The organism is Neobacillus drentensis, assembly GCF_036965645.1.
In the GTDB taxonomy this organism is placed as follows: Bacteria; Bacillota; Bacilli; order Bacillales; family Cytobacillaceae; genus Neobacillus; species Neobacillus drentensis_D.
In genome coordinates, this window is the sequence record NZ_JBALPZ010000034.1 from 75,566 (window position 1) to 91,724 (window position 16,159).

Consider the following 16,159-nt stretch of genomic DNA (forward strand, 5'->3'; position numbering starts at 1 on the left):
GTTAAAAATGGAAGGTGGTTCGGAATGAAGAAAACGATCTTAAAGACGCTCTTAAAAACTTTCAGCGCTGAACCACATTTTAGTGAAAAATCAAATCAAAGGGAAATTGACATAAAGAACAGCGATATTAGCAAGAATTATGAGCATAATTTGGACACGTTTAAAACAATTTTTAGTTATCCTAAAAACGTCGATGTAAAGATTCGTGAGCTTAGGATCAGGGCATTGGACCGGCGTGCCTTTATGATCTATTTAAGTACAATGGTGGATATCCAAAATATTCAGGAAGGCATCCTCGAGAAATTACTTAATAGCGATCAGACTTCTAGAGAGATACAGGATATAACCTCGTACCCCATTCTAAAGACAGCGACCAATGTAGGTGAAATTACTGAGTTTATTACGGGAGGTATTACGGCTCTTTTTATTGAAGGAGATAAGCAGTGCTATTTATTTGAAACAACCAAAACACGAGGCAGGGGAATAGAAAAGTCGGATAATGAGGTTATTGTCAAAGGGGCTAAGGAGGCCTTTAATGAAAAAGTCATCGATAATATCTCTTTAATCCGAAAAAAGATTAAAAATGAAAATCTAATTGTGGAATCGCAGGTTGTTTCCAAACGATCAAGGAATGATGTCTTTCTAGTTTATCATAAAGATTTAGCGAATGAGGAGCTGCTCAAAGACATAAAGGAAAAATTAAAAGCACTTGACACGGATAAGATCCTCGATTTGAGCATTTTGGAACAATATCTTGAGGAGCGTCCGAGATCTCTATTTCCAACCATATTGTATACTGAACGTCCTGACCGGGCAGCGTCCTTCATTGAAGAGGGGCATATCATCTTATTGATGTCGAACTCCCCAAGCTGTTTGGTTCTCCCGGCCACTTTTTGGGCAATGATTCATTCACCGGAAGATCATTATTTAAGAACGCCTTATGGTAATTTCATACGTATTTTGCGGTTTATGGCCATGTTTGTTGCTGCCTTTTCCTCTGCCTTTTATATTGCGATTACCAATTATCATGTTGGAATGATTCCGCCGGATTTATTAATGGCGATAGCAGGGACGAGAGAGCGTGTTCCTTTTCCATCCATTATCGAAATATTAATGATGGAGATAGCCTTTGAACTTATTAGAGAAGCGGGGCTGCGTGTACCTTCTCCCATTGGGCCTACCATCGGCATTGTTGGTGCGTTAATTTTAGGGCAAGCAGCCGTACAGGCTAATGTCATAAGTCCGATTGTTATTATTGTCATTGCCTTAAGCGGCTTGAGTTCATTCATCATCAGTGATACTAGTCTAAACTTTGCTATCCGCATCAGCCGTTTTTTATTCATTTTTACAGCAGGAGCAATGGGAATCTATGGGGCAACGTCATTTTTTATAGTGGGACTGTTTTATCTAGTTTCACTAAAATCCTTTGGTATTCCATACTTCGCACCGATGACACCGCGAAATGTTTCTTCCAAAGACTTAATTATCCGGCATGTTCCGTTTAAAGAAAGGCTTCGTCCCGGATATTTAAAACCAAAGGATATGATCAGACAAAGAAAGGGATAAAAGTTTATGGATCAGCAGCCTAGAAAACTTGGTATTCGTGAATATGTATCCATGGCTATTTTAATGGTGGGGGCTAAGGGAACCGAAGATACCCCGACTATTCTGTACAAGGCAGTGCAAAATGCCTTATGGATGATTCCTATTCTTGCAGCAGTTATTTTTGTTATTCCATTACATTTATTATTAAAAACTCTTTCATTGTACCCAGGCAAGGATTTATTTTCGGTCATTCGAAAATTATTTGGAAAATCCATTGGTTTTTTCGTTTGCCTGCTAATTTTCCTTCTTTGTTCAATGGGAATATCGTTTGATTCAAGATCCTATACCAATATTATTTGGACATATTATTTTCCCACAACACCGATATTGGTGCTTTTTGCGATGTTAATGACCATTTGTGCATATGGTGCCAAAAAAGGAATTCAACATATTGGATCAGTGTCCTATCTGGTTATTTTTTATACGGTTGTTGCCTTATACATTGCCTTGTTACTTAGCACCCAGAGTGGCACCATTCGAGCAATTTTCCCCATTTTAGGACCGGGCCCATTAAAAATATTAAAAGATAGTTACCTTGGACTATCTCTTTTTATCGATTTTTTTCTCTTTACTATATTCATTCCTTTTGTTAGTTCGGGAAGAGATTTTCGGAAGGGCACTTGGCTGGCTTTTATCTTTATCACTGTTCAAATTACACTAATAGTTCTGACTTATCTCTGTATGTTTGATACTTCATTAGGAACAATTGGTTATCCTTTCCATACACTAATCCGATTTATATCATTAGGAAGCTATCTTCCCAATGTGGAAATACTCTTTTTTATCATTTGGCTCATGTCGGCATTTATTCGATTTACGGCATTTTTATATATCAATGGGATGATGTTCGGCCTTCTCTTTAAAATTAAAGAGTTTGACTACATCATTCCAGCCTTAGCCGTGATTTACTTATTAATTGGAAGCATTCCCGAATCCACGATAGTGGTCAGTCAAATTAAAATGTTCACTTCGAGTGCTGCCGGGCCAGTGTTTATAACCATTTCGGTTATGCTGTGGATAACTGCCAAATTAAGAGGAGAATTCAAACATGCAAAAAAAAGGAGCAGTATGTAAAGGACTGTTATTTCTAGTTATGATAAGTCTTTTAACAGGTTGTTGGGATCGTGAAGAACTTGAAGATCGCTCCTATGTGATTGGATTAGGTCTTGATAAGTCCGAACATAAAGGGAAAATCAAGGTTACCATGCTGCTTGCTAATCCAGAAGTAGGCAGTATGCAGGGAGGCGGGGGTTCAAATGAAGAACCTCGTGAAATCATTACATTTGACGTGAATGACATTATTGCCGCCAAAGGAACCGCCAATTCAATTGTTTCTCGGAATATCACTTACGAATTTTTAAAAATTATTGTTGTTTCTGAGGAATTTGCAAAAGAAAAAAGTTTCGTTACTACGATTACCGATACTCAAAAAGATAAAGAAATTCGTATGAATACTTATTTAGCTGTATCTAAAGAAAATGCAAGTAACTATTTTGTAGAAAATAAACCTAAAATGGAAACAAGACCGCATAAATATTATCAATATATGATCGATCATGGTATCGAAAATGGCATGATTCCAGATTCAACCTTATTCCGTTATTTTAAAACGCTCGAAAGAGGAACAGACCTTTATTTGGCCATGTATACGACTGCTAAAAAGAATAAGAGTCCTAAGATCAGAAGTGAGGATGAATATTTGCCCGGTCAGGTGAATGCAAGCGGTGAACTAGACGATACGCAATTCATTGGATCAGCCGTCTTTAAAAATGGTGTAATGTCTGATAAACTCACTGGCCAGGAAACTCGTACAGTAAATATACTGGATGATACCACCAACATTAAAGATATCATAATTGATATCCCTAATCCTTTTTCAGACAACGAGAAGCAAGTCGCTGTTAGAATCTTGAAAAGGCAAGATAATAAGGTGAAAATGAACCTTAAAGGGAGAAAAGCCAAAATAACCATCACCATCCCTTTGAAAATAGTAATTATGACAAATCCCTCCATGGTTTCCTTCGCATCAGAAAAAAATAGACTTATACTAAGAAAACAAGTTATTAGCGACTTAAAAGAAATGAATGAAAAATTGTTAAGAAAATCACAAACAAAATTAAAGGGAGTACCCTATCCGTTACCAATTTACGCACGTTCCCATTTTTTAACTATTAAGGAGTATGAAAAATTTGATTGGGGAAATTCATTTTTAACGGCAGATATTATCGTAAAACCAGAAGTAGAGATTATGGATTATGGAAAGCAAACAAGAAAACCGGTAAAGGTGGGAGGATAAAATGAATTTATTAACCTATATTGTTTTGTTTATTATTATCGCCTATACCGTTGGTTTTGGTGTGACGCTATGGAAGCAGAAACAGAAATTCAGCGCAGCTGCCGTTTTTTCACTTTGCCTAATCTTAATTGTTCTCCCTTTTTTTTCCATTATCTGATTAATAGATACAATTGTAATCAGAAAAACAACGTTGAACCTAGCTTTTGGGCTGGGTTCTTTTTATGCCTTTTTTCTAAAGGAAATGAAGGTAGAAACTTTCGTTAACCTTTAAAGATGGTTTATACTATGAAAGTACATTCATTTACAAAAAAATAGATTAGAAGAGGTGAATAGAGTGCTTAAAAAAATCGATATTTTATCAAAAATTGTAGATTGCGGAGTAGTCGCGGTTGTTCGTGCTGATTCTAAGGAAGAGGCAGTCAACATCTCTGAAGCCTGCGTGAGAGGGGGCATTCAAGGGATTGAGGTTACCTTTACAGTCCAAGGCGCGGATGAAGTGATTAAAGAATTGGCAACGCTTTATCAAGAAAACCCTGATGTTGTGATTGGTGCAGGTACTGTTCTTGATGTGGCAACAGCTAGAATTGCGATTTTAGCGGGAGCCCAGTTTGTAGTAAGCCCAGCATTTGATGAAGCAACAGCAACACTTTGTAATCTTTATCAAATTCCTTATATGCCAGGCTGCATGACGCTTACTGAAATGAAGCGTGCATTAGAGGCGGGAGTAGACATCGTGAAACTGTTCCCTGGAAGTGCTTTTGGTCCGGATTTTGTTAAGGCTGTCAAAGCACCGCTTCCACAAATTAACATTATGCCTACTGGCGGTGTTGATTTGGAGAATGTTGATAAATGGATTAAGAATGGCTGCGTTGCAGTGGGTGTAGGAGGAAATTTAGTTGCACCTGCTAAAACAGGGGAATATGAAAAAATTACGGAATATGCACAACAGTATATTCAAAAGGTACAAGCTGCTAGAGGAAAATGATTGTTAGGGAGGAAAAGTTGATGCCAGCTAATTTAAAAGATACGACCACCTTACATAACGACGTGAAAATGCCATGGATGGGATTAGGCGTGTTTAAGGTAAAAGAAGGCGAAGAAGTTGTTGAATCTGTTAAAGCCGCTCTACGGAACGGTTACATCAGCATCGACACGGCTGCGATTTACGGCAATGAAGAGGGTGTAGGTCAAGCAATTAAAGAGTCAGGCATTCCCCGCGCGGAGTTGTTTATTACGACAAAGCTTTGGAATTCTGAACAAGGATACGAATCCACACTAGAGGCTTTTGAAACCAGTCTTACCAAGCTTGGCCTCGATTATCTGGACCTTTATTTAATTCATTGGCCGGGAAAAGATAAATATAAAGATACGTGGAGAGCGTTTGAAAAACTATATAAAGAAGGGCGAGTTCGCGCTATCGGCGTAAGCAACTTCCAAGTCCACCATTTAGAAGATTTAATTAGTTCTGCTGAAATTAAACCAATGGTGAACCAAGTTGAGTATCATCCTCATTTAACACAAAAGGAGCTTCACGCTTTTTGTAAAAAGGAAGGCATTCAGCTGGAAGCCTGGTCGCCTTTAAAACAAGGGCAGCTTCTTAATGAGCCAGTGCTTGTTGATATTGCACAAAATTATAATAAATCGGTAGCACAAATCATCTTGCGCTGGGATCTTCAAAATGAAGTGGTGACGATTCCAAAATCGATTAAAGAGCATCGTATTATCGAGAATTCCGATGTCTTTGATTTTGAGTTAACTCCAGAGGAAATGGATAGAATTGATGGATTAAATCAGGATAGTCGTGCTGGTTCCCATCCAGATAAGATGACGGTTGGTTTTTAAAAAGTTCAAAGGCACAAGTAATCAGATTATAGATTGCTTGTGCTTTTTTTGCTGCCTTAGGAGATTGAAGGACAATACGAGGTTAAAGTGAATGAAGAATGTCCTTCATTTTGGCTAATGAAGGACAAAACGTGCTTTGGGCAGAGGAAAAGTGTCCTTCAATTGGCTAATGAAGGACAAAACGTGCTTTGGGCAGAGGAAAAGTGTCCTTCAATTGGTTTATGAAGGACACAACATGCTTAGACCTGATGAAAAGTGTCCTTCAATTGGCTAATGAAGGACAAAACGTGCATAGGCCCGATGAGAAGTGTCCTTCAATTGGCTAATGAAGGACAAAACGTGCTTTGGCCAGATGAAAAGTGTCCTTCAATTGGTTTATGAAGGACACAACATGCTTAGACCTGATGAAAAGTGTCCTTCAATTGGCTAATGAAGGACAAAACGTGCATAGGCTCGATGAGAATTGTCCTTCATTTGGCTTATGAAGGACAAAACGTGTTTAGGCCAGATGAGAAGTGTCCTTCATCAGGGACGTGAAGGACAAAATTTGGGTTGAGATGAATTAAGATCTGCCTCATTAAAATAATGAGGCCCAACATATAGTTAAGTGGATAATATTTTTTTCGCCTTGATGAAACAAAAAGATATATATATTAGTCCAATAATAGAGGTAAGTCGGATATGATAGAAAAAAGGATAAAAAAACCGTTGGATTCCATTAGAGAAATAATTCGAAAGCAGGCAGACATTAGAAATGAATAAATCGTTATGGATTTCACTAGGAATTTCACAACTTATCTATATTTTATTAATACCGATATGGTTTAGGCTTCTACCCTATCTGCATCCTCTTGTTCTATGTGTTACATGGATGTGCCTAACAACCTTTGTTATATTTTTGGTTTATTATGTGCGAAAAGGTACGATCAAAATCTCAAAATCTCTTTTAAAAATATTGATGGGGTTATATAGCATAGGATTACTGGTGCTGTTATTTTTCCGTCCAGCAAATCAGGTGTATAGTCAAATAAATTATGTCCCTTTTAATACAATAGGTGGATTTCTTAGTGGAGATGGTAATTTTCTGATTGCTTTTTACAATCTTACTGCGAATATCCTCTTATTCATTCCTTATGGTGTAACAGCTCTTATGATTTCTAGACGCCTCTCTTGGCGGCAATTAGTTTTGATACCTGCAGTTAGTATTATTCTAATTGAAACCATGCAGTATCTATCCAAGCGTGGCAGTATGGATATTGATGATTTCATTCTAAATATGCTTGGTGTCTGGATTGGTTATGGTTTGAGCCCTAATATTCAAAAGGTTATAAAAGTGCAAAATCATAAAGTTTAAGTGAGATTATGGCCTTAATCGAAAAAATGACTGGGGAGGATGATTAAGTGATAGGTGGAATCGTCATTACAGGCCTTATATTAATCGGGCTAACCGCAGGTGTTACCAAACTCGTAAAGAGCAGTAGGCCAACTTTATCAAAGGAAAATATCCCACCACGGCTGGGCATCCTTGACCATGCCCCTATCGAACCACTTTTCGATAAATTAAATAATGCCTTCGAGGATGACTATATCCAACAAGTGAAGCAGCGCTTCCTTCAGGAGAATCCTAAACGATCGGAGGACGAATTTGAATGGCGGCTCTTTGAGTTAAAACGCTACTTCTTATTATCCAATATTTTAAAGACAACTCCCATGTTCAGCCAAGAGGTCGATGAAGTCTGGCATACAATGATTCTTTTTACACAAAAATATCAATCCTTTTCTGAACGGTTTCTAGGACAGATGCTTCATCATACACCAAACACCAATCCCAAGCCTGCACCACAAGAACGAGCATTTTTTGATTGGACTTTTTCCCAGTTGTTTCAAATTACCAAATATAGCTGGAAATCATGGGGGAGTTTTTTCAACCACCCTATGGATATTCAAATTCTAAGGGAATTTAAAGAGAGTCCTTATGAAACTTTAAAGGAAAAATACTTTAGAGTGAATGAGGATAACAAGGAATTAATTGAATACTTAATAGCTATGATGAAAAAACAATTAAATGAAGCGGAAAAGATGTATTATGTCGATAAAAAAGGCAAGTTTACAAGACTTAAAACATATGGAGAAATGACCTCGCTATCGATGGTGATGATCTTTTTTTCTTACTACTATTTTGATGAGTACTGGAAATACGCCAAGATGTATGCTTTTGCGAATCCCGGCCATTTTACAAGCGGCTGCACAACCGCCGTTTTTTGCGGAACCGCCTCTTCTGACCAATCGGGCGATTGCAGTGATGGGGGCAGCGGGCATTCAAGTTGTTCTGGTTCAAGCTGCTCAAGCTGTGGCAGTGGTTGTTCATCCTAAGTTTAAAGATTTTTTAGTGGAAGATATTTACTTATCATTCTATTTCTTCATAAGCAGCAGCGCAGATTGGAACGTAACGAACAATTATAATAGGAAAAGCGATGCCCAACCGGCATCGCTTTTCTAGTTTGTATTATTTTAGCGGTATCCATATTTCAGAGTAATAATCCGGGTTCCATGGGTCGCCGTCCGAATATACTTCTAACTCAGGACCGGCTGCATGCTCAAAATGGCTAGACGGAAACCATTCTGAGTATATCTGTTTCCAAGCATTTTGCATGGAGTCTGGCATTGCCCCGTGAACTTCAAATACACCCCACTTGGCGGCAGGAATAGTAAGGATCTCTAAACCTTCCGGCTGGGGACCTTCATATTCAGCTGCAATCCAATAATCCATTAATCCGGGCTGCTGGGAACGTTTGTCTACACAGACACCCACAACGCCGTTGATTTCACCATTAATCAGTTCAATTAACAAGTTATTTGTGCCATCGGCATGAACGTCATCCCACATTTTAGGGATTTCCCGAAGATTTTCGCCATTTACACAGGAAAACTCTCGCTTAACTCCAACCACTTGAAAACTTTCTCGTTCCACAATTTTATAATTCATTGGTTCTGCTCCTATCAGATTCTATATCTTTAAAATTAGGGAGGAATCAATCAAAATTTATTTTCCCTTTCCTAACCCATTCATGATGAATTGTATTGTACGCTCTGTTTCCAGTTCATCATCCCACGGGGCATCCGGGAACAGAATATATCGTGAAAATAAGTAGCCCATTACACTTGTAATTACAAGGCGAGCAACACTAACGGGCGGCATTTCAATAATTTGGCCTTTTTGCTGATAACCTTCAATGATATGTGAAACACGATCAAATAAGTTCTTGGCAATCAAGTCAATAAATTGTTCTCTTAATTCAGGTTGAAAGGGAATCTCCTGAAGCATAATTTTAACAACAGGAAGAAGTTTCTTTAAGACATCCCTGCGGTTTTCAATCGTTGCCCTGAGAAAATCCTCAACACGGTCGTACTGCTGGTTTAAGACCTTATCAAAATCATTTACGATATAGGGGCCGACGACCTTGGCCATTATGGGAGTTACGATTGCCATCAATAAATCCTTTTTGGTTTTATAATGACGGAAAATGGTTCCTTCCGCTACGCCGGCCTTTTTAGCAATTTCGTTAGTAGAAGTGGAGGCATACCCTTTTTCAGAAAAGGATTCAATCGCCGCAAGGAGTATTTTCCTTTGCTTTTCGGTTAATTTTTCCTCATCAAACAGCTGCTGAATCAGCATTTCTTCTTGTTCAAACATGGTTTACTCCTTTAAATTTTTCGATACTTCTTCAAAGCTACTATATTTAGGATGATAAATACAAGAGCGAATCCTAATAAGACAAGGAGATCCTTGATAATATCGCTAAATCCTAAACCTTTATACATAACAGCAACTAAAGCATCACCGCCATAATATAGGGGCATAATTTTAGCAATCCATTGCATCCAGTCTGCCATACCTTCGAACGGGAAAATCCCTGCAAAAAAGACCTGTGGAACAATGGCAATCGGAATAAACTGCATCATTTGGAATTCGGAATTGGCAAAAGCCGATAAAAGGATTCCAAGGGACAATGCAACGAGTGCCAGGCACAGGTTAATAATGACCACATTCCAAAAAGAACCTACAAGCATAATGTCTAACACTTTGACCGCATAAACGACAACAATAAATGTTTGGATGACTGCAAATAGACCGTATCCTGTTAGGTAACCAAAAACAATATCCCTTCTATGAATGGGTGTGGCTAATAAACGGTCCAGTGTACCTGTTGTCCGTTCACGTAGTAAAGCAATACCCGAAATTAGAAAAACAAAGAAGAACACAAAGAATCCGACTAAGATAGGACTTAACTGATCAAAAAAAGTGGTATCTTTATCACCATAAATGTAGGTCGTTGTGATTTTAGGAGCCTTAGCCTGTTCGATCGTTAATGGTGCTCCTTGAAGCTTACGCTGAATCTCTTGAATGAACTGTGTCATTTTGGCCGATTGTTTTTTTGCGTTTTCTGCAGCGACCGCCTGTTGGACCTTGATTAATAGGGCCTTAGTTGCAGAAGGCTGGTCATTTACTAGCTTTAAATTGATATCATTATCTTGTACTTGAAGAATCGCATCTAAATCATCTTCACTAATGAGTTTATCCCAGTTAGAATGATTCTTATATTTTTTTACAATAATATCCTTGCTTTTTAATTGGTTCACAAGGGAGGCATCAGCTCCGATAACACCAATTTTCGGGTCAACTGTATTGCTTCCCAGCAGGTAATGGAGCAGGGTAAGAATTAATAAGGGGGCCACCATCATCAAGGCAAGCGCCCGTTTATCACGGAGCATTTGATGGATAATCCGTTTAACTAAAGCAAGAATCCTCATTTTTTTCCGCCCCCCGCCTTTAAAAATACCTCTTCTAATGTTGCTATGCCATATTGTGTTTTTAGTTCCTGCGGCGAGCCGCTCGTTAAAATTTCCCCATCCCGGACCATGGCCAGATAATCACATTTTTCCGCTTCGTCCATTACATGGGTTGTGACTAATATGGTTTTGCCTTCCTGCTTTAAACGGTTGATTTCAGCCCAAATTGATAGGCGCAGTTCGGGGTCGATTCCGACTGTTGGTTCATCTAATACAAGAACTTGCGGGTCTTGGATAAGGGCAACAGCTAAAGACAGCCTGCGTTTCATACCGCCTGAGTAGTCTTGAACCTTCTTTTTCAAGTCTGATGTAAGATTGACTAAATCGGCCGCGTAGGCAATGCGTTCTTTTTGCACTCCATTTTTTAATTTAAAAAGAGAAGCAAAGAAAGCTAAATTTTCCTCACCAGTCAAGTCAGTGTAGAGGGCATCGGCTTGAGCCATATAGCCAATTTTTTGCAATAGGCTTAGGTTTGGGACTTTTGTATTTAATACCTGTACTTCACCTTTAGTGGGCCGATCCATCCCGACAATCATTTTTACTAGCGTTGTTTTACCAGAACCAGAGGGCCCAATTAGACCATAGATTTTACCTGGCTCGACCGAAAGATTGATATTATGCAAAACTTCTTTTTTTCCAAAACTTTTACTAACATCTCTCAACACGATAGATGCTGACATTGATAAACCCCCTTCGGGAAAAAATGAGTGATTACTCACTTTTATTATAAAGCAGCTAAAAGTATAAGGTCAATTGTGTTTTGAAAAAGTTCAATAATTTGATGGTTATGAAAAAAGCACGATTCCCCGAATGGAAATCGTGCTTTGAATCGATTATTCTGTTACAGGCTTTTTCAAGATACCAAGCAGGACAGCTGAAACAATTGCTCCAATTACAACTGATAACAGATACAATAACCAGTTGCCGCTAACAAGTGGCATTACGAATACTCCGCCGTGAGGAGCGCGAAGGCCGATATGGAACATCATTGATAATGCACCTGCTACAGCAGAACCAGCCATTACTGAAGGAATTACGCGAAGCGGGTCTGCTGCTGCAAACGGAATCGCACCCTCAGTGATAAAAGATAGTCCCATAATGTAGTTAACTTTACCAGCTTCACGATCTTGCTGGCTGAATTTCTTTTTAAATACAGTTGTTGCAATGGCAATTCCTAATGGCGGAACCATACCAGCGGCCATAATCGCAGCCATTGGCTCATATACACCATTTGCTAACAATCCAGTACCGAATACGTATGCGGCCTTATTGATTGGTCCTCCCATATCAAAGGACATCATCGCACCAAGGATAATTCCAAGTAAAACGGCATTTCCAGTTCCAAGATTTGACAACCAGTGAGAAATTCCTTGGTTTAAAGCACCGACAGGTTTATTGACAACAAATAACATGATAAAACCAGTTAAAGCAATACCTAATAATGGATATAATAAAATCGTTTTAATACCTTCGAGAGATGCTGGCATAAAAGTTAATACTTTCTTCAAACCAACTACTAAATAACCAGCAAGGAAACCTGCGATAAGTCCGCCAAGGAAACCAGCGCCTCCGGCATTAGCAAGCATACCGCCAACCATACCAGCTGCAAATCCAGGACGGTCCGCAATACTCATGGCGATAAAACCAGCAAGAACAGGAACCATTAGAGCAAAGGCATTGCCGCCGCCGATCGTCATAAGTGCTTCAGCGATCGGATTATAAGTTGGATCATCTGGCTTGAATGCATTAAAGCCAAACATGAAACAGATGGCGATTAAGATACCACCGCCGACAACGAATGGAAGCATGTTGGATACACCGTTCATTAAGTGCTTATAAATTGTTGCACCAACACCTCTGCCTTGTTTACTGCTATCATTGCCAGCAGCAGAACCATTACCATGATAAATCGGTGAATCCTGCTTTAAAGCTTGTTCAATTAATTCTTTCGGCTTGCGAATTCCGTTCGCTACCGCTGTTTCAATCACGTGCTTGCCGTTGAAACGGGCCATTTCTACTGTTTTATCAGCAGCGACAATAACTGCCACAGCGTTTTCGATTTCTTCCGCTGTCAGCACATTTTTCGCTCCACCGGAACCATTGGTTTCGACTTTAATGTCTACACCCATTTCCTTTGCTTTCGCTTTTAAAGAATCAGCTGCCATATATGTGTGGGCAATTCCAGTAGGACACGCAGTAACTGCGACAATAAACTGACTTTTCCCAGTCATTGACTGTGTTTCTTCTTCATCTTCTTGATCATGCTTGTTGATGATATCTAATACTTCATCTTCAGAGTTTGCTGCAAGCAGCTGCTTGCGAACATCCTCATTTAATAAAATCGTAGATAATCTTGACAGTGCTTCTAAGTGAGTATTGTTCGCGCCTTCAGTTGCGGCAATCATAAAGAAAAGGTGGGCAGGCTGGCCATCAAGAGATTCATAGTTTACGCCGCCAGTTGACCGGCCAAAAGCAATCGCAGCCTGTTTAACTGCTTTTGTTTTTGCATGAGGAATGGCAATTCCCTCACCGATACCAGTTGTGCTTTGCTCTTCTCTTGCTAAAATTGCTTTTTTATATTCAGCTTTGTCAGCTAGCTTACCGGCATTATCTAATACAGTAACCAGCTCTTCAACAACATCTAATTTTTGTGTGCCTTTTATGTTTAGGTGAATTGTATTTTTGGTTAAAAGCTCTGTTATCTTCATAGACATTCTCCTTTAGAATAATTTCGTTTCGAGCTTTACTTGCGGAAGTAAACTTTCAATTTTTTCAGGTGTACAAAGGCCGATTGAAAAGGCAGTTGCACTTCCTGAGGCAACGCTGAAGCGGAAGGCTTCTTCAATTGATTTTGTTTTTTCAAAGGTTGCTAGAAAACCTGCTACCATTGAATCCCCGGCACCAACTGAACTTTTTACTTCTCCTTTTGGAACCGTGGCGATGATGGCTTGTTCCTTGTTGATAAGGACAGCACCTTCCCCAGCAAGTGAGACAATCACATTTTGTGCACCTTGTTTGATCAGCTCTCTGGCATAAGGAATGACTTCTTCACAAGTGGTAAGGCTCGTATTAAATAAGTCACCAAGTTCATGATGGTTAGGTTTAATTAAGAATGGCTGTAAAGGAATGACCTTTTTTAGCAAGTCTCCTTCGGCATCGACGACAAATCTAATGCCTTTTTCATTACAAATCTCAGCTAGTTGTTCATATGTTGTTGTTGGCATTGTGGAAGGAATGCTTCCTGCTAAAACAAGGGTATCCTCGTTTGTTAGATCATAAATTTTTTGCTTCAATGCTTCGAAGTTTTCCTTCGTAAGGTTTGGGCCTGCTGCATTGAATTCCGTTTCTGAATCAGACTTTACTTTTACATTGATTCTTGTATCTCCATCAACCTTGACAAAATCAGTGTTAATTTCAAGTGACTTTAAGTAGTTTTCAAGATAATCGCCTGTAAAACCGCCAATAAATCCAAGGGCTTTGTTCGTCATTTCAAGTCTTTTTAAGATTTGGGATACGTTAATCCCTTTACCGCCAGGCAATTTGGTTTCTTTTTTCGTCCGGTTTAATCCGCCTAAAGTCACCTGATCTAGTTCTATAAAATAATCCAGTGATGGATTTAGCGTTAATGTGTAAATCATGAAGTAACCACCTTTATTTTTGTCTTACTGGAATACTGTTCCTTTGTATCTAGGTCCAGTTCATTTGTTAGAATCGTCGCTTCGTGAAGGTCAGCTATTTTGGCAAATGCAATTTCTGAGAATTTAGACTCATCTGCTAAAACATAAGCTTCACGAGATAGATTAATAGCTTGCTGTTTAATCATGGCCTCTTCTTGGTCTGGAGTTGTATAACCTAATTGGGTGTGTATTCCATTTACGCCCATAAAGCATTTATCAAAACGATACTGTTCAAGACTTTCAAGTGCGCCGCGGCCAATCATGGCTTTGGTGGTCGTCTTGATATAGCCTCCAAGTAAAAATGTTTTTATATTTCTGTCGAGAAGCTCGTTTGCGTGCATTAATCCGTTTGTTACTACAACAATATTACTAGGAAGAAAAGGAATCATTTCAAAAATGGTGGATCCTGCATCTAAATAAATACAATCTCCTTCATCCACTAAGCTTCTAGCATATCGAGCGATTTCACGCTTAGCTTGAAGGTTTTTGGATGATTTCTCTGACATGCTGGGTTCTTGCAGCTTTCCTTGTAGTCTGGCTGCCCCACCATGCACTCTCTTAAGAAATTTGCCTTCTTCTAGCTGAGTAAGATCCCGGCGAATGGTTGACTCGGATGAATTTGTGAGTTCCACTAGTTCTTGCAGCTTAACGGTATTCGTTTTTTTTAATGCTTCTAAAATAATTTGATGGCGTTCAGGCTCTAACATAGTATCCGCCCTCCTAAAAACGCTTTCATACTTTACTTATGTATTTATCATACTTATTTCTTAGATAAAAATCAACCAAAAACAATCATAAACATTCTTTACCAATCATAAACTTTCACAAGACTGACATGTTTTTTGGCTATATTATTGTAGAAAAATGATGATTAATACGGTTCCACAGTTATTAATCTGGTATAATAAAATAAAGTATTGGGAAATTTTGCTTGGGGTTTGATGACTGTTTCTTTACTAGTTTTGCCTGTTTTTGTTAAAAAATCATAGGTATTTTGGAAAGGAGTCATTGGAGTGTTATCTTTTGAGGAAAAAAAGGCTATTTTTCAATCATTTAAGTTGAAGGAAAAGCAGAACGGTAATGGAAAGGTGAGCTTTGTTTATCCTGAAAGTGTTCAAAAGGGCCAAGTTTTGGCGACCCAATTGCATTCAAGTGGGAATGGCTACGTGATTGGAAAGTATATGACAGAGGAAACCATTAAGGAGCACGGTTTTCAGGTGGACCCACGCGGGTGGATCTCCATAAAGGTTTTATCTAAAGAAGAGATAGGAAAGGTGATAACGGAGGCTATTAAGTCGATGTCTGGAGGTGAAGTTAAGGCACTTCTTCCGGAGATTGAAGGCGCAGACCAGGGAGATTTCAAGCCGGCTGAAACCGCTGAAAAAATGGTTCTGGAGGAGACTTTGCCTGCTGATGAGGTGGTTGATATAGAAGAGGCTGCTTTTCAGGAAGCTGATGCTGGAGTTAAGGAGGATGTTGAAGCGGCAGTTGCTGCGTCCTTGAGTACGGAGGGAAATCCTGCAGTTGATAGGATTGCAGCTGACCGGGCTGAGAGGGAGAGAGTGGACGAGCCTATTCAACAGGGTACATATGAGTTTTATCCGAGTTCGTATTTATCTGCCTGGACGGGGCTTGCGTTGTCGACAATGGAGTACGGGTATTTGGTATGGAGGAAATCATTCAGAGATTTGGTTGGTGCTGCTCCAGCGGAGGATAAAGAGTAAATATGGGATTTGGTTTTACACAAGTGATTTGTATTGCTTGTGTTTTTTTTGTGGACTGCTTGATGGTTGTGAAAGACAAAAATAAGTCGGGAGTAGGGGGAATGTCCTTCACCATGGATATGAAGGACATTATTTGGTTAAAAGTGAAGGGAAGTGTCTTTCAT

Annotated in this window: 16 protein-coding genes; 9 read left to right on the top strand and 7 right to left on the bottom strand. The window is 39.1% G+C overall.

Annotated elements, in window-relative coordinates; all coding sequences use genetic code 11:
- The first annotated feature begins 24 nt into the window (after window positions 1–24).
- The 8 genes from V7266_RS06765 to V7266_RS06800 all read left to right on the top strand — a co-directional run bounded on the left by V7266_RS06765 (window position 25) and on the right by V7266_RS06800 (window position 8,116).
- Window positions 25–1,566, top strand: coding sequence for a spore germination protein (locus V7266_RS06765; protein ID WP_335466913.1), 1,542 nt, complete (start codon window positions 25–27; stop codon window positions 1,564–1,566).
- A gap of 6 nt (window positions 1,567–1,572) precedes the next feature.
- Window positions 1,573–2,679 carry a GerAB/ArcD/ProY family transporter gene (locus V7266_RS06770; protein ID WP_335466914.1) on the top strand — a complete coding sequence of 369 codons (1,107 nt, stop codon included), beginning with the start codon at window positions 1,573–1,575 and terminating at the stop codon, window positions 2,677–2,679.
- Complete coding sequence (locus V7266_RS06775) at window positions 2,654–3,901, top strand: Ger(x)C family spore germination protein (RefSeq protein ID WP_335466915.1); 1,248 nt, start codon at window positions 2,654–2,656, stop codon at window positions 3,899–3,901. The genes V7266_RS06770 and V7266_RS06775 overlap by 26 nt, the downstream gene beginning before the upstream one ends.
- A 1-nt stretch (window position 3,902) precedes the next feature.
- Complete coding sequence (locus V7266_RS06780) at window positions 3,903–4,058, top strand: hypothetical protein (protein ID WP_335466916.1); 156 nt, start codon at window positions 3,903–3,905, stop codon at window positions 4,056–4,058.
- A 177-nt stretch (window positions 4,059–4,235) separates the two neighbouring features.
- Window positions 4,236–4,886 carry a bifunctional 4-hydroxy-2-oxoglutarate aldolase/2-dehydro-3-deoxy-phosphogluconate aldolase gene (locus tag V7266_RS06785; protein ID WP_335466918.1) on the top strand — a complete coding sequence of 217 codons (651 nt, stop codon included), beginning with the start codon at window positions 4,236–4,238 and terminating at the stop codon, window positions 4,884–4,886.
- A gap of 20 nt (window positions 4,887–4,906) precedes the next feature.
- The gene (locus V7266_RS06790; protein WP_335466965.1) at window positions 4,907–5,743 is read left to right on the top strand and encodes an aldo/keto reductase; all 837 of its coding nucleotides are present in this window, start codon (window positions 4,907–4,909) and stop codon (window positions 5,741–5,743) included.
- A gap of 754 nt (window positions 5,744–6,497) precedes the next feature.
- The gene (locus V7266_RS06795) at window positions 6,498–7,097 is read left to right on the top strand and encodes a VanZ family protein (RefSeq protein WP_335466920.1); all 600 of its coding nucleotides are present in this window, start codon (window positions 6,498–6,500) and stop codon (window positions 7,095–7,097) included.
- A 47-nt stretch (window positions 7,098–7,144) separates the two neighbouring features.
- Window positions 7,145–8,116 (top strand): hypothetical protein, encoded by a 972-nt coding sequence (locus V7266_RS06800; protein WP_335466922.1) that lies wholly within the window; start codon window positions 7,145–7,147, stop codon window positions 8,114–8,116.
- A gap of 133 nt (window positions 8,117–8,249) precedes the next feature.
- On the opposite strand, the gene V7266_RS06805 is transcribed toward V7266_RS06800, so the two are convergent.
- The 7 genes from V7266_RS06805 to V7266_RS06835 form a co-directional block, all read right to left on the bottom strand.
- Complete coding sequence (locus tag V7266_RS06805; RefSeq protein ID WP_335466923.1) at window positions 8,250–8,729, bottom strand: GyrI-like domain-containing protein; 480 nt, start codon at window positions 8,727–8,729, stop codon at window positions 8,250–8,252.
- A gap of 57 nt (window positions 8,730–8,786) precedes the next feature.
- The gene (locus V7266_RS06810) at window positions 8,787–9,437 is read right to left on the bottom strand and encodes a TetR/AcrR family transcriptional regulator (RefSeq protein ID WP_335466925.1); all 651 of its coding nucleotides are present in this window, start codon (window positions 9,435–9,437) and stop codon (window positions 8,787–8,789) included.
- A gap of 11 nt (window positions 9,438–9,448) precedes the next feature.
- Window positions 9,449–10,555: an ABC transporter permease gene (locus V7266_RS06815; protein WP_335466926.1), complete on the bottom strand. Its 1,107-nt coding sequence runs from the start codon at window positions 10,553–10,555 to the stop codon at window positions 9,449–9,451.
- Window positions 10,552–11,274, bottom strand: a complete 723-nt coding sequence (locus V7266_RS06820) for an ABC transporter ATP-binding protein (RefSeq protein WP_335466927.1) — start codon at window positions 11,272–11,274, stop codon at window positions 10,552–10,554. Before V7266_RS06820 ends, V7266_RS06815 begins: the two co-directional genes overlap by 4 nt.
- Window positions 11,275–11,427: 153 nt before the next feature.
- Window positions 11,428–13,302, bottom strand: coding sequence for a PTS fructose transporter subunit IIABC (locus tag V7266_RS06825; RefSeq protein WP_335466929.1), 1,875 nt, complete (start codon window positions 13,300–13,302; stop codon window positions 11,428–11,430).
- 12 nt (window positions 13,303–13,314) lie between these two features.
- A complete protein-coding gene (gene pfkB, locus V7266_RS06830) occupies window positions 13,315–14,232 on the bottom strand; it encodes a 1-phosphofructokinase (RefSeq protein WP_335466930.1) in 918 nt (305 codons plus the stop codon).
- Window positions 14,229–14,978, bottom strand: a complete 750-nt coding sequence (locus V7266_RS06835; RefSeq protein WP_335466932.1) for a DeoR/GlpR family DNA-binding transcription regulator — start codon at window positions 14,976–14,978, stop codon at window positions 14,229–14,231. The genes pfkB and V7266_RS06835 overlap by 4 nt, the downstream gene beginning before the upstream one ends.
- Window positions 14,979–15,284: 306 nt before the next feature.
- On the opposite strand from V7266_RS06835, the gene V7266_RS06840 reads away from it, so the two are divergent.
- The gene (locus V7266_RS06840; RefSeq protein WP_335466934.1) at window positions 15,285–15,995 is read left to right on the top strand and encodes a hypothetical protein; all 711 of its coding nucleotides are present in this window, start codon (window positions 15,285–15,287) and stop codon (window positions 15,993–15,995) included.
- Window positions 15,996–16,159: the final 164 nt, after the last annotated feature.

Bases quoted from the DNA above. Each gene is read 5' to 3' on its own strand.
- V7266_RS06765 (WP_335466913.1), top strand. From the start codon at position 25: ATGAAGAAAACGATCTTAAAGACGCTCTTAAAAACTTTCAGCGCTGAA.
- V7266_RS06770 (WP_335466914.1), top strand. From the start codon at position 1,573: ATGGATCAGCAGCCTAGAAAACTTGGTATTCGTGAATATGTATCCATG.
- V7266_RS06775 (WP_335466915.1), top strand. From the start codon at position 2,654: ATGCAAAAAAAAGGAGCAGTATGTAAAGGACTGTTATTTCTAGTTATG.
- V7266_RS06780 (WP_335466916.1), top strand. From the start codon at position 3,903: ATGAATTTATTAACCTATATTGTTTTGTTTATTATTATCGCCTATACC.
- V7266_RS06790 (WP_335466965.1), top strand. From the start codon at position 4,907: ATGCCAGCTAATTTAAAAGATACGACCACCTTACATAACGACGTGAAA.
- V7266_RS06795 (WP_335466920.1), top strand. From the start codon at position 6,498: ATGAATAAATCGTTATGGATTTCACTAGGAATTTCACAACTTATCTAT.
- V7266_RS06805 (WP_335466923.1), bottom strand. From the start codon at position 8,729: ATGAATTATAAAATTGTGGAACGAGAAAGTTTTCAAGTGGTTGGAGTT.
- V7266_RS06810 (WP_335466925.1), bottom strand. From the start codon at position 9,437: ATGTTTGAACAAGAAGAAATGCTGATTCAGCAGCTGTTTGATGAGGAA.
- V7266_RS06815 (WP_335466926.1), bottom strand. From the start codon at position 10,555: ATGAGGATTCTTGCTTTAGTTAAACGGATTATCCATCAAATGCTCCGT.
- V7266_RS06820 (WP_335466927.1), bottom strand. From the start codon at position 11,274: ATGTCAGCATCTATCGTGTTGAGAGATGTTAGTAAAAGTTTTGGAAAA.
- V7266_RS06825 (WP_335466929.1), bottom strand. From the start codon at position 13,302: ATGAAGATAACAGAGCTTTTAACCAAAAATACAATTCACCTAAACATA.
- pfkB (WP_335466930.1), bottom strand. From the start codon at position 14,232: ATGATTTACACATTAACGCTAAATCCATCACTGGATTATTTTATAGAA.
- V7266_RS06835 (WP_335466932.1), bottom strand. From the start codon at position 14,978: ATGTTAGAGCCTGAACGCCATCAAATTATTTTAGAAGCATTAAAAAAA.